Raw genomic sequence first — 14,045 nt, forward strand, 5'->3', positions numbered from 1 at the left:
CCTTGATGGCAAGCTTTTTTCATTGATTTTACAAGGTTTCTAGCGACTTTTCTTGGTAAGGGGTTTCATTACAACAAAGTTAGCTTTTTTCTAAAGAAGAAAATCTTGGGCATAAAAAAATCCGTCGCTAAACGGATTTTTCTGATTGCTACTATTTTAAATAAATTCCTTACGAAAAGTACGATCCATGGCCGCTTTTAACGGGAAATACACCACCGCTACGATTAAAACCGTCAATGTAACATTGATCACCGTAGCGGGAAGCTTCGCCAATGCCCCGCCAAATGCTGGAGCAAAACTAGCGCCGGCAATTAAATTCATGACTGTATTTTTTATCTGGGTCATAACTAATTTGGCAATTCCCGTGCAAATACCAATGACAATTACTTGCCAAATATGGGTAGGACGTTTTTTAAAGAAGACAAAAGCTCCGTAAGCTGCAGCGCCTACGATAAAACTTTCTAAAATGAAATAAGGCGCTTCTGTGGCATAGCCGTTCATCATATCAAAGATGAAAAAACCTAAGCCCCCTGCCAGAGAACCTTTAAAATAACCTAATAGTAAAACTGACAATAATAAAACTGCATTGCCTAAATGGACAAAAGCCCCAGTAGGCAGAGGAATTTTTATAGTGGTACCAATTACCGTCAAAGCAGTAAACAAGGCTACTAGGACAATACTTTGAATGCTAACTGATTTTTTCATGGGAACACTTCCTTCTATTATAATGAGAAGCTTGTCGTAGCACCGGCTATTTTTCTGGGGTAATGCGATGTTCCGCGGCATTGTATGCCCCGTGCCAAACATGACCCACATAAGGATTAACTTCTACACCATTTTTAATGGCCACCGCTACGAAATCTTTCGCCAATGAAACAGCTGCCACTACAGATAAGCCTTTTGCCAGTCCTGCGGTAATTGCAGCCGCAAAGGTACAGCCAGCCCCGTGGTTTCGATCCGTTTGATAGAGTTCATTTTCTAATAGTAAGAAGTCGTTACCATCGTAAAGCAAGTCTACCGCTTTTTCACTGCCAAGCCGATGACCTCCTTTAATGACTACATTTTTGGCTCCTTGTTGATAAATGGCCGTTGCCGCTTTTTTCATATCGGCTACCGAAGTTAAATCGCCAAGTTCTGAAAGAATCCCCGCTTCTACTAAATTAGGCGTTACGACTAATGCTTGAGGCAAGAGGTATTCTTTAATGGCCGCCACACTTTTCGGTTGCAAGATCTGAGCCGTTCCTTTGCAGGCAATCACTGGATCAATTACCACTTTTGTTTCTGGAAATTTCGTAATGTATTCACTTGCCAAAGCAATATTGGCTTCATTTCCCATCATTCCCGTTTTTAAAGCAGCTACCGGTCCTCCAGCAAAAACAGAAATCAACTGCTTTTCCAATAAATCAACCGGTATTTCTGTAACTTCATGAGACCAGCCTGATTCTGGATCCATGGTTACCACCGAAGTCAAACTGGAAAAACCAAAGACTCCGTATTCTTGAAAGGTTTTTAAATCTGCTTGTAGTCCTGCTCCTCCTGTGGAATCCGAACCTGCAATGGTTAATACTTTTTTCATGAAAGCACCCCTTATCTAGAAAACGATGCCCAACTTAAGAATGGACATCTTCATTTATTACTACTGAGTATACGAGGGAATCACCTTGACGGAAACAGCCAATTGGTTTATTTTAGAACCAACCAATTCAATTTTCTGACGATTTAAAGAAAGGAGTCGCTTATGTGGCAGATAGATCGCAGCAGTAACGAGCCTTTGTTTCAACAAATCATTAATCAAATAATCGATTTAATCCAAGACGGCCAATTGGCTCCCGGAGACAAACTACCTCCAGAACGAGAACTGGCAAAGCTTTATGGTGTTAACCGCTCCACGGTAAACCACGCCTTAGATGAGTTAGTCAGTCTCGGTTGGATTACCCGGCGCCAAGGCAGCGGCACAAATGTAGCGAAAGGTCGCTGGGGCAGTCGCTTAGCTCCTCAATATCAATGGCAACAGCTTTTACGTCAAGCCCACTTCACCCCGGATCCTTATTTGACTACTTTAAATCAAGAAAAGGCGCAACCAGATAGTCTGGATCTCTATACCGGCGAATTACCTCCCAGTTTGATTCCCGACTTCAGTTTTCCTGCCATGCGTTGGGAAACCATTCGCCAAGCGGAAAGCAGTTTAAGCACTACAGGTTATTTGCCTTTAAAAGAACAAATTCTCCAGCAGCTGACGAATAATTACAACTTGGATTCTAAAGGGCAAGACCTGTTGATTACTTCTGGTTCCTCCCAAGGTATTTCTTTACTCTTACAGACATTGTTAAACCCTGGAGAAAGCATTGCTACAGAAGAGCCCTCTTTTCTTTTCGCTTTACCTCTGTTTCAATCTGCCGGCATCACATTAGTCGGAGTAGCTTGTGACGAAGAAGGCATTTTACCCGAAGCACTAGAACGGGCGATCATTCAAAAAAAGATTCGGTTTCTCTATCTCAACCCTACTTTCCAAAACCCTACTGGACGTTTAATGAGTTCAACAAGGCGTAAAGCTGTCATTAGCGTGTGTCAAAAACACTACATTCCCATTATCGAGGACGACGTTTTTGGCGAATTGGATTTTAGTAACCCATTGCCCAAATTAAAAACCTTAGCCAAAGACCAGGTGATTTATCTCGGTTCCTTGTCTAAACTCTTTGGCCCTTCCATTAAAATCGGCTGGCTTTTAGGTCCCACCTCACTGATCGCTAGTCTGGCCAACGCAAAACAACGGATGGATGCAGAAACCAATATTTTTCCCCAACTATTAGCAAATAGTGCTTTGCGTTCAAAAGTCTACGAGAGCACTCACGGTTGCTTGCTTGCGGAATTGCAGCAACGAGCCGAACACTTTACCCAAGCGTTGCAACCGGCAAAAAAAGATTGGCAACTGCGACAGATTAAAGGCGGCTTGTACACTTGGCTGACTTGGAAACACCAGCCTTTGACCCGCAAAGACTGGGAACTGTTTTTTACAGAAAAGCTGTTGGTAGCTCCTGCTTTTCTTTTTAGCAATGATATAATGTCTATGAGAATTAATTATACCCGTTTAGAAAACCATCAGCTGCCAGACTTTTGCCAGCGTTTTGCCACGATCACTGAGAAATTAAAAAGGAGCAAGTAATTTATGAAGACTATTAACCAATTGCAAAATCACCGCACTTATCGCCAATTTGATAAAAACTATCAGTTATCCGAAACAGAATTGCAAGCCATTTTGGACAGCGCCCGCCAAGCTCCCACTTGGATGAACGGTCAGCTTTACAGCATTATCGTCATCCGCGATCTTACTATCCGGCAAAAATTGGTGGAATTAACCCCAAATAATCCTCATATTAAAGATAGCTCAGTCTTTTTAGTCTTTTTAGCCGATTTGAAACGCACTCAAAAAGTCGCAGAAAAACACGGTACTCCTTACCATGTAGGAGAAAGTGTTGATCCTTTATTAGTCGCCACGGCCGACGCGGCTTTCGCCTTGGAAAACGCCGTAGTTGCCACTGAAGCTTTAGGTCTTGCTAGTGTCGTTGTTGGCGGCATTCGGAATGAAATTGACCAAGTGGCCAAACTCTTAAACTTACCTGATTACGTTTTTCCATTAGCCGGGCTCACGGTTGGCAAACCAATTGTGGAGATGAAAATCAAACCCCGACTACCAGAAAAAGCCGTGGTACACTACGATACTTACCAAGACTACGACTACTCTTTAATCGAAGACTACGATCTTACCATGAAGAAATTTGCAGAAAAGCGGGAAACTAAAGATTGGACTAAGAAATTCTTAGATGTCTACAGCACTGAACCCAACGGCAAAATCGATGCCTTTTTGAAAAAACAAAAGTTGTTAAAATAAGCAAAGCTAAAACAAGAGCGAGCATTCCTTCTGTTTACAAAGGAATGCTCGCTCTTGTTTTTTATCGTTAAAATTATTCTTGCCAAAAATATTTTGAAAACAACAGCAGCACTGGAAAGATTTCTAAACGTCCTGCTAACATGGTAAAAGATAATGTGTATTTGGACAAGTCAGTTAAACCGCCAAAATTTTTCATAGGCCCCACTTGATTAAAGCCCGGCCCCACATTATTAATAGTTGTAGCCACTGCCGAAAATGCCGTGTGAAAATCCAAATTTTCTAAGGAGAGTACTAACAGCGCCCCACAAAATACTAGAGCATACAAAAATAAATAGCTGTGAATATTGTTCAAGGTCTTAGCCTTAACCGGCACCCCTTCAAAGTCCACGGTAATCACTCCATGAGGATGGAGCATACGCTTAATTTCCTTAACACCACTTTTTGCCACCATCACAATCCGCGACACTTTGATTCCACCCCCGGTAGAACCCGCACTAGCCCCGATAAACATCAACAACAATAAAATTGTCTGACTAAACATTGGCCATTGATCATAATCAGCAGTCACAAAGCCCGTAGTAGTAATAATAGAAGCTACTTGAAAGACCGCATAGCGAAAAGCTGTCCCCAGCGAGCCATACAATTTCATGATACTCGCGGTAATCATCACCACTGCTACTGCAATAATCCCTAAATACCAACGAAACTCTTCATTTTTTAAGACAGTGCGCCCTCGGCCAATTGCCACTAAGTACAAAAGACTGAAATTTACCCCGAAAAGGATCATAAAGACCGTTAGCACCCCTTCGATATAAGCACTGTGATACCCAATAATCCCCGCATTGTTCATGGTAAATCCTCCCGTGCCAGCTGTAGCAAAGGTGTTTAGTAAACTATCAAAAAAAGGCATCCCGCCAATTACCAACAAAACCATTTGCAAAACTGATAAGGCCGCATAGAGCAAATACAAAATTTGCGCAGCAACTTTCGTCTTGGAAGCCAGCTTGTCCACAATCGGTCCTGGCATTTCCGCCTTTAAAATATGCATGGTACGACCGGAAACCAAGGGAATAAAAGCCACCGTAAAAACTAAAATCCCCATGCCCCCAACCCAATGAGTAAAGCTACGCCAAAATAAACTAGCGTGACTCAAGCTATCAATATCAGGTAATACCGTAGCTCCAGTGGTAGTAAAACCGGAAACAATTTCAAAAAAGGCATCCGCAAATCTAGGTATTTCCCCCGATAAAACTAGCGGCAAGGCCCCAAATACCGACAGCAAAAACCAGCTAAGCCCCACAATAAACAAACCTTCTTTAATTAAGATACCCTTGTTTTTTGGCAGGCGCCAACTAAGTAATGTCCCGACGACCAATAATCCCCCGCCAACACCAGCATAAATTCCCGTAAGTGTTTCGTGATATAACCAGGAGACTACTGCCGGCAATAACAATAGCACCCCTGCCGACTGCAAGATCTTCCCCATAAGGTAAACAACCATTTTTTTGTTCATATTCCTCGTTATCCTTTTAGAATCATTTCCAAAGATTGGATTTTTTGATCTTTAGCTACAATAACCACGTGGTCTCCTGGGCGAATGACCGTTTCCCCATCTGGCACCAAGCTTTGCTTATTCCGAGAGATGGCGGCAATCAGCAAATTATCTTTAGTATCCACGTTTTTTAACGGCTGATTTTTAAAGCTAGTGTGTTCAGTGACTACAAACTCCAAAGCTTCCACTTGATCTTGGATTAATTTGTACATTCTTTTAACTCCAGAGCTTTCATCAGGAAGATTTTTCGCCCGCACATAGCTTAAAAGTTGATTAGCCACGATTCGTTTTGGCGAAACTACACTATCAATGGCCAACTGCTCTAACACCTCCGCGAAATCCATACGAGTCACTTTGGCAATGGTTTTTTTTACCTTTTGCTGTTTGGCATACAAAGACATAACGATGTTTTCCTCATCCAAACCAGTCAAGGCCACGAAAGCATCCATGCGTGCCAGGCCCTCCTCTTCTAAGATCACTTCATCACTGCCATCGGATTGAATCACCGTCAAGTGGGGAAAATGTTCCGACAACTCCCGAGCTCGCTTTGGCTGTTTTTCAATAATTTTTACTCCTAAGCCGAGTTCTGCCAATTGAGTAGCTAAATAATAGGCAATGCGTCCACCACCTACAATCATTACCCGACGGATCTTTTGCTCAAACAAACGAATATCTTGGCAGAAACGCACTAGCTTATTGTGCTGCCCCACCACATAAATGCGATCATTTTCTTGCAACACTGCATTACCATCAGGGATTAAAATCTCCCCCTGATGATTAATAGCACAAATCAAGACCTTGGCCTTTGAAACCGTGGATAAACGCTTTAACGGTAGTCCTACTAATAAACTTGTTCCTGTCACTCGAAACTCTGCTAGTTCAATGCGACCGTTGACAAAAGTATCCACTTTCACTGCCGCCGGGAATAAGAGCATCCGTCGAATCTCAAAGGCCGCTTCCAATTCAGGATTCACAATCATAGACAGTCCCATGGTTTCCTTCATAAAATCGCGTTGGCCCAAATACTCGGGATTACGCACTCGCACAATACAGTCTTTAGCCCCTAATCGCTTGGCCAACAAACCGGCTAAAAGATTTAATTCATCCGAGTCTGTCACTGCAATAAAAATATCACAGCTTTCCACTTGAGCTTCTTCCAAAACTTTAAAAGTCGCTCCGTTCCCCACAATTCCTAACACATCGTAGCGATCCACCAAACGATCCAACTTATCTGCCTCACGATCAATCACCAACAGATCATGGTCTTCTTCCATCAGTTGAGAGGTCAAAGTAACGCCCACTTTTCCAGCACCTAAAATCACGATTTTCACAAAATTCGCTCCTATAGTCAAGTCATTTTGACTTGACTCTATCATACTTTTCCCATCAGAACTAGTGCTCAAAAGAATAAACCTCTTGTCCACACTTCAATAAACCGTTTTTAATGAAGCAAAATTAGTATTCCTCTTTATCGGACGACAAAAAACAGCAGCCACTTAACGTAGCTGCTGTAAATAACTATTTTAGAAAGATGGTAAAGGGTGTAATTACGCTTGGATAGCAGTTACAACGCCTGAACCAACAGTCCGTCCGCCTTCACGAATAGAGAAACGAGTTCCGTCTTCGATCGCGATTGGGTGGATCAATTCAACTGTCATAGCGATGTTATCGCCAGGCATTACCATTTCAGTACCTTCTGGCAATTCAACAACACCAGTAACGTCTGTTGTACGGAAGTAGAATTGAGGACGGTAGTTAGTGAAGAATGGAGTATGACGTCCACCTTCTTCTTTAGTCAAAACGTAAACTTCTGCAGTAAATTTAGTATGTGGAGTGATTGAACCTGGTTTAGCCAATACTTGTCCACGTTGGATGTCTTCACGAGCAACCCCACGAAGCAATGCACCAATGTTGTCCCCAGCTTCAGCGTAGTCCAACAATTTACGGAACATTTCCACACCAGTTACAGTAGTTTTAGCTGTTTCGTCAGCAATACCAACGATTTCAACTTCATCGCCGACGCGGACTTGTCCACGTTCAACACGACCAGTTGCAACAGTACCACGGCCTGTGATAGAGAATACGTCTTCCACTGGCATCATGAATGGTTTGTCAGTGTCACGTACTGGAGTTGGGATGTATTCGTCAACTGCAGCCATCAATTCAAGAATTTTTTCTTCGTAAGCTGCGTCGCCTTCCAATGCTTTCAAAGCAGAACCAGCAACAACTGGAGTGTCATCGCCTGGGAAGTCGTATTCAGTCAATAGGTCGCGAACTTCCATCTCAACTAATTCCAACAATTCTTCGTCGTCAACCATGTCCATTTTGTTCAAGAATACAACGATGTAAGGAACGCCAACGTTACGAGACAATAGGATGTGTTCACGAGTTTGAGGCATAGGACCATCAGCAGCAGATACTACCAAGATCGCGCCGTCCATTTGAGCAGCACCAGTGATCATGTTTTTAACGTAATCCGCGTGTCCTGGGCAGTCCACGTGAGCGTAGTGACGAGTGTCAGTTTCGTATTCAACGTGAGCAGTTGAGATAGTAATCCCACGTTCACGTTCTTCAGGAGCACCATCGATTTGGTCGTAAGCAGATGCTTGAGCCAAACCTTTTTTAGCCAAAACTGTAGTGATTGCAGCAGTTAAAGTTGTTTTACCATGGTCAACGTGTCCAATAGTACCAATGTTTACGTGTGGTTTGGAACGGTCGTATTTTTCTTTTGCCATTTTAGAATGTTCCTCCTAATAGTTAAGTTTTTTTGTTTTTGATAGGTAGAAGAAAAACTTCTGCCCGTATCATCGATAATTATTTTACACAAATCCCAGGAAAAAGCTAGTCTTTCCTGAGAACTGTGAGGAGTATCCAAAGAAACTCTAAAGATTATTCAGCTTTGCCGCCGTTTTTCTTAATAATTTCTTCTTGGATAGATTTCGGTACATCTTCATAGTGGTCAAATACCATCATGAACGTACCGCGACCTTGTGTTGCAGAACGCAAGGTTGTTGCGTAACCGAACATTTCAGCCAATGGAACAATCGCGTTAACGATTTGAGAGTTACCGTGAGCTTCCATACCTTCGACGCGTCCGCGACGAGCAGTAACGTGGCCCATGATATCTCCTAAGTAATCTTCAGGAACAGTGATGGTAACTTTCATCATTGGTTCCAAGATTGCTGGATTTGCTTTTTTAGCAGCAGCTTTCAATGCCATAGAAGCGGCAACCCGGAAGGCAGTTTCATTGGAATCGACATCGTGGTAAGACCCATCATAGAGTTTTGCTTTGATATCAACCAATGGATAGCCAGCCAAGACACCATTTTGCATGGATTCAGCTAAACCTTTTTCAACGGCAGGAATGTATTCACGAGGAACCACACCACCGACGATTGCGTTTTCGAATTCGAAACCTTTACCTTCTTCGTTTGGTGTAAATTCAACCCAAACGTGACCGTATTGACCTTTACCACCGGACTGACGGACAAATTTCCCTTCAGCTTGAGTAACAGGAGCACGGAATGTTTCACGGTAAGATACTTGAGGCGCACCAACGTTTGCTTCAACTTTGAATTCGCGACGCATACGGTCAACTAAGACGTCCAAGTGCAATTCACCCATACCGGAGATAACTGTTTCGCCAGTTTCCACGTTGGTTTCCACTCGGAATGATGGATCTTCTTCTGCAAGTTTTTGCAAAGCAACACCCATTTTGTCTTGGTCCGCTTTTGATTTTGGTTCAACGGCAACTTGGATAACCGGGTCAGGGAACTCGATAGATTCCAAGATTACTGGAGAATCAACCGCACATAAAGTATCACCAGTAGTGGTGTCTTTCAAACCAACGGCAGCAGCGATATCGCCAGAGTAAACTTTGTCGATTTCAGTACGGCTGTTAGCGTGCATTTGTAGGATACGACCGATCCGTTCTTTTTTGTCTTTAGAAGCGTTCAAAACATATGAACCACTTTCCAAGACACCAGAGTAGACACGGAAGAAAGTTAGACGACCAACAAATGGATCAGTCATAACTTTGAAGGCCAATGATGCAAATGGAGCTTCATCGTCGGCTGGACGAGTTACTTCTTCATCAGTCTTAGAATCGATCCCTTTAATTGCTTCAATATCTAATGGAGAAGGCAAGTAATCAAGAACGGCATCCAACATCAATTGAACCCCTTTGTTCTTGAAGGCAGAACCAGCTAATACTGGGAAGAAGTCAACGTTGATTGTAGCGCGACGAATGCCTTCTTTCAATTCTGCTTGGGTGATTTCTTCACCTTCTAGATATTTCATCATTAAATCTTCATCAGTTTCAGCTACTGCTTCCACTAATTTATCGCGCCATTCTTGAGCTTGTTCTTTGTATTCTTCAGGAATTTCTTCTTCTTTGATTTCAGTACCTAAGTCGTTCGTGTAGATTTCGGCTTTCATGGTAACAAGGTCAATGATCCCAGTGAAGTCATCTTCTGCACCAATTGGTAATTGGATTGGATGAGCATTGGCATCTAGACGATCATGTAAAGTAGAAACAGAATACAAGAAGTCTGCACCGATTTTGTCCATTTTGTTACAGAATACGATACGAGGTACCCGGTATTCTGTAGCTTGACGCCATACAGTTTCAGTTTGAGGTTCAACCCCAGATTGTGAGTCCAATACAGTAACCGCACCATCTAGTACCCGCAATGAACGTTGTACTTCAATTGTGAAGTCCACGTGTCCTGGGGTGTCGATGATATTAACCCGGTAACCTTTCCACTGTGCAGTTGTGGCAGCGGAAGTAATGGTAATCCCACGTTCTTGTTCTTGTTCCATCCAGTCCATCTGTGAAGCACCTTCGTGGGTTTCACCGATTTTATGGATTTTACCGGTATAGTATAGAATCCGTTCAGTGGTTGTGGTTTTACCCGCATCCACGTGGGCCATAATACCGATATTACGAGTTTTTTCTAATGAAAATTCTCTAGCCATCTTACGTTGTACTCCTCTCTAGATTGGGACTAAACGCTTAAAGCAAAGTTTCTGTAGGTGAGAAAATCCCACCCAGCAGAAATCTTACCAGCGATAATGTGCGAATGCACGGTTGGCTTCCGCCATTTTGTGTGTATCTTCGCGTTTTTTCACAGAAGCGCCAGTGTTGTTAGCAGCATCCATGATTTCTTTAGCTAAGCGTTCTTCCATTGTGTGTTCCCCACGCAGACGAGCGTAGTTCACAATCCAGCGAAGACCTAAAGTCGCACGACGTTCAGGACGTACTTCAACTGGCACTTGGTAGTTAGAACCGCCGACACGACGAGCTTTAACTTCCAAGACTGGCATAACGTTTTTCATGGCTTGTTCGAAAACTTCCAATGGATCGTTTCCAGTAGATTCCTTGATAGTTTCAAAAGCATCATAGATAATGCTTGAGGCGATCCCGCGTTTTCCATCAACCATGACACGGTTGATTAAGCGAGTCACTAATTTTGAGTTATAAATAGGATCTGGTAAAACATCACGTTTTGCAACAGGACCTTTACGAGGCATCCGTAACTCCTCCTTTACGATAATTTGATAGTGTTAGTTTGATTATGTGCTTAGCCTTTAGGACGTTTTGTACCGTATTTAGACCGAGATTGTTTACGATCTGTAACACCGGCTGTATCCAAAGCGCCACGAACGATATGGTAACGTACCCCTGGTAAGTCTTTTACACGGCCCCCACGTAACAAGACCACACTGTGTTCTTGCAAGTTGTGACCGATACCTGGAATATAAGCTGTTACTTCAATCAAGTTAGACAAACGAACACGGGCAAATTTACGCAATGCTGAGTTCGGTTTTTTCGGTGTCATAGTCCCCACACGAGTTGCAACCCCACGTTTTTGTGGTGAGTTCACATTCGTTTGAGTCTTCTTGAAACTGTTATATCCTTTGTTCAATGCAGGTGAATTTGATTTTTCAACCTTGGATTTACGAGGCTTCCGTACTAATTGGTTAATTGTAGGCATACCCTGATTTCCTCCTTCCTTGATTCGCTTTCTAGTTCCACACATCCAGGTGGTTCCTTTTTGGCGATAAAAAATAATGCATTGCTGCATACTTATCAGATTGTGCTCATTCTGACAGTCAGCACGTCTCGATTCGAGACCTGTACACAAAGCACCTTTGATAGAATATCACAGGTAAATCAAGCTGTCAAGGAGTTGAAAACAGCTTTCAAAATTTTTTCTGCTATTTTCTTTAGAGTTATCTATACTATAATTGAAGCAGTGCTACCATTTTTAGTAAAAAACCAGTACAATAAAGCCGTTCTTTCCCTTTGTCCATAAAGGAAACGTAATTAAATGAAGAGGTGACCAGTATGAATTTCAAGCAAATGGTGGGAATTGAAGCCACTAAATACATCCAAAACGATATGATTGTCGGTTTAGGTACCGGCTCTACCGCTTATTACATGGTAGAAGAAGTCGGTCGCAAGATTAAAGAAGAAGGATTAAAAATCACCGGAGTAACTACCTCCAAAGCTACAGAAGCCCAAGCATCAGCCTTAGGAATTCCACTGCGCTCCATTGATGAAGTATCTCAAGTAGACTTGACCATTGACGGTGCTGATGAAATCGATAAAAACTTTCAAGGAATTAAAGGTGGCGGTGCTGCCCTGCTCTTTGAAAAAATCGTCGCAACTTACTCCAAAGAGGTAATTTGGATTGTAGACCAATCCAAAATGGTCAACACTTTGGGGGCTTTTCCTCTCCCAGTGGAAGTCATCCCTTATGGTAGTCAACAAATCTTCCGCATTTTGGAAAAACGGGGCTATCAACCCCAATTGCGCCTAAAGACGAACGGTAGTTTTTTATATACTGATAGCCAGAACTTAATCATTGATCTTGCCATGAAGACCATTGCAAATCCCGAACAATTGGCGGAAGAACTGACAAATATGGTCGGTGTAGTCGAACACGGCTTGTTTTTAAATATGGTTCACCGTGTTATTATTGGCTCTGATTCAGGTCTTGTCACCCTTGAAAATCCAAAGTTTCTGTAAATTCTGACAATATACACTTTGTCAGAAAACCTCAAAAAACGTCATATTTAATAAAAATACTTACAAAATACGGTATCTTTTTGCGTTTTTTTGTGCTAAATTTTCCTTGGATACCAATCCCAGATAGGAAGGATTAGCAATGAGTAAATTTGGATATGTTAGGACAACCATTACGGACAACGATCACAACTCACAGCTTCACTTACTAGAAGATTTTGGTTGCGATCAACTTTTCTACGACACCTTTGAAGGCCAAGATGTTTCATTTGAGCAAACCGCTTTGGACACGGTTGTAGCTCAAATGACTGCCGGCGATACTTTAGTAGTCGCTGACCTTTCTCGTCTCGGTCGTTCCACCCGGCAATTGACAGAATTAACCAGTCTGTTGCAAATGCGGAACATCCATTTGGTAAGTTTGGCGGAAAACATCGACACTCGCGATGCTATGGGGGCCATCTACTTCAATTTAATGGATGGTTTAGCACAAATGGAAAGCGTTTTGATAAAAGAACGCACATTGGTTGGCTTAAACAACGCGCGGAAAAAAGGTAAAATCGGCGGCCGGCCAAAAATCGATTCAAAAACAGTGCGAAAAATTCGCCAATTGTATTTTGACAAAAAAGAAACCATTCAGTACATCTCCACCAAATGCGGCGTCTCAGTAGGCACCTGCTATAAGTACATCAACTTACCCGAAGAAGACGTGGTAAAAATTTTAGCGAAGTAAAAAAGGAAATCTCCTGAATACAGGGGATTCCTTTTTTTTGCTTGTTTCAATGGAAATATCCCGAAAAACATTGTACAATAAACGAGAAATTGAAAATTTCAGAAATCTGAAACTACAAAGGAGAGTTTTACATGCCAAAATTAGTTTTCTCTCGTCACGGTTTAAGTGAATGGAACGCTTTGAACCAATTTACCGGTTGGGTTGACGTTGATCTTGCTCCAGAAGGCGTTGAAGAAGCCAAAGAAGGCGGCCGCAAAATCAAAGAAGCCGGCATCGAATTTGATGTTGCTTTCACTTCTGTTTTGAAACGGGCCATCAAAACTTGTAACTACATCTTAGAAGAATCTGACCAATTGTGGGTGCCAACTGTGAAATCTTGGCGCTTAAACGAACGTCATTACGGCGCATTGCAAGGATTGAACAAAAAAGAAACCGCCGAAAAATACGGTGACGAACAAGTTCATATCTGGCGTCGTTCTTACGATACTCTTCCTCCACTTTTGAGTGCTGACGATGAAGGTTCTGCAGCAAAAGATCGTCGTTATGCTGACCTTGACCCTCGGGACGTACCTGGTGGCGAAAACTTGAAAGTTACTTTGGAACGGGCATTACCTTTCTGGCAAGATCAAATCGCCCCTGCTTTGTTAGACAACAAAACAGTTTTAGTTGCAGCTCACGGTAACTCACTACGGGCTTTAGCTAAACACATCGAAGGCATTTCCGATGACGATATCATGGATCTTGAAATCCCAACTGGTCAACCATTAGTTTATGAATTAAACGATGATTTGACTGTTGCAAAGAAATACTACTTGTAAGAATACTAAAAACCCCCAGCTTGTTT

General features: G+C 42.4%; 13 protein-coding genes. 5 read left to right on the forward strand and 8 right to left on the reverse strand.

From position 1 onward, the window contains the following. Positions 1-156: 156 nt before the first annotated feature. Both AB5754_RS06960 and thiD read right to left on the reverse strand, forming a co-directional pair. Positions 157-705 carry an ECF transporter S component gene (locus AB5754_RS06960; protein ID WP_311833787.1) on the reverse strand — a complete coding sequence of 183 codons (549 nt, stop codon included), beginning with the start codon at positions 703-705 and terminating at the stop codon, positions 157-159. A 46-nt stretch (positions 706-751) separates the two neighbouring features. Continuing rightward, positions 752-1,576, reverse strand: a complete 825-nt coding sequence (gene thiD, locus AB5754_RS06965; RefSeq protein WP_311833786.1) for a bifunctional hydroxymethylpyrimidine kinase/phosphomethylpyrimidine kinase — start codon at positions 1,574-1,576, stop codon at positions 752-754. Positions 1,577-1,738: 162 nt separating this feature from the next. Here thiD and AB5754_RS06970 point away from each other — a divergent pair, with 162 nt between their 5' ends. Next, a complete protein-coding gene (locus tag AB5754_RS06970; protein WP_368250526.1) occupies positions 1,739-3,163 on the forward strand; it encodes a PLP-dependent aminotransferase family protein in 1,425 nt (474 codons plus the stop codon). Between the two features lie 3 nt (positions 3,164-3,166). After that, on the forward strand, positions 3,167-3,889 hold the full coding sequence (locus AB5754_RS06975; protein ID WP_368250525.1) for an NADPH-dependent oxidoreductase: 723 nt from the start codon (positions 3,167-3,169) through the stop codon (positions 3,887-3,889). A 73-nt stretch (positions 3,890-3,962) separates the two neighbouring features. Here AB5754_RS06975 and AB5754_RS06980 read toward each other — a convergent pair whose 3' ends face one another. From AB5754_RS06980 to rpsL, 6 genes are all read right to left on the reverse strand, one after another. Then, positions 3,963-5,402, reverse strand: coding sequence for a TrkH family potassium uptake protein (locus AB5754_RS06980; protein WP_368259525.1), 1,440 nt, complete (start codon positions 5,400-5,402; stop codon positions 3,963-3,965). Positions 5,403-5,410: 8 nt separating this feature from the next. After that, positions 5,411-6,772, reverse strand: a complete 1,362-nt coding sequence (trkA, locus tag AB5754_RS06985) for a Trk system potassium transporter TrkA (RefSeq protein ID WP_311833782.1) — start codon at positions 6,770-6,772, stop codon at positions 5,411-5,413. Positions 6,773-6,988: 216 nt separating this feature from the next. Further along, a complete protein-coding gene (gene tuf, locus AB5754_RS06990; RefSeq protein ID WP_311833781.1) occupies positions 6,989-8,176 on the reverse strand; it encodes an elongation factor Tu in 1,188 nt (395 codons plus the stop codon). A gap of 154 nt (positions 8,177-8,330) precedes the next feature. Further along, positions 8,331-10,418, reverse strand: a complete 2,088-nt coding sequence (gene fusA / locus AB5754_RS06995; protein WP_311833780.1) for an elongation factor G — start codon at positions 10,416-10,418, stop codon at positions 8,331-8,333. A gap of 84 nt (positions 10,419-10,502) precedes the next feature. Then, positions 10,503-10,973 (reverse strand): 30S ribosomal protein S7, encoded by a 471-nt coding sequence (gene rpsG / locus AB5754_RS07000; protein WP_010754774.1) that lies wholly within the window; start codon positions 10,971-10,973, stop codon positions 10,503-10,505. Positions 10,974-11,023: 50 nt separating this feature from the next. Further along, positions 11,024-11,437, reverse strand: a complete 414-nt coding sequence (rpsL, locus tag AB5754_RS07005; protein ID WP_311833779.1) for a 30S ribosomal protein S12 — start codon at positions 11,435-11,437, stop codon at positions 11,024-11,026. Positions 11,438-11,790: 353 nt separating this feature from the next. Between rpsL and rpiA the strand changes: the two genes are divergently transcribed. From rpiA to AB5754_RS07020, 3 genes are all read left to right on the forward strand, one after another. Further along, positions 11,791-12,474, forward strand: a complete 684-nt coding sequence (rpiA, locus tag AB5754_RS07010; protein ID WP_368250522.1) for a ribose-5-phosphate isomerase RpiA — start codon at positions 11,791-11,793, stop codon at positions 12,472-12,474. 139 nt (positions 12,475-12,613) lie between these two features. After that, positions 12,614-13,201: a recombinase family protein gene (locus AB5754_RS07015; protein ID WP_311833777.1), complete on the forward strand. Its 588-nt coding sequence runs from the start codon at positions 12,614-12,616 to the stop codon at positions 13,199-13,201. 131 nt (positions 13,202-13,332) lie between these two features. Next, positions 13,333-14,019, forward strand: coding sequence for a 2,3-diphosphoglycerate-dependent phosphoglycerate mutase (locus tag AB5754_RS07020; RefSeq protein ID WP_270790289.1), 687 nt, complete (start codon positions 13,333-13,335; stop codon positions 14,017-14,019). Positions 14,020-14,045: the final 26 nt, after the last annotated feature.

This window comes from Enterococcus sp. 2201sp1_2201st1_C11_2201SCRN_220225 (assembly GCF_040925905.1).
In the GTDB taxonomy this organism is placed as follows: Bacteria; Bacillota; Bacilli; order Lactobacillales; family Enterococcaceae; genus Enterococcus_C; species Enterococcus_C asini_A.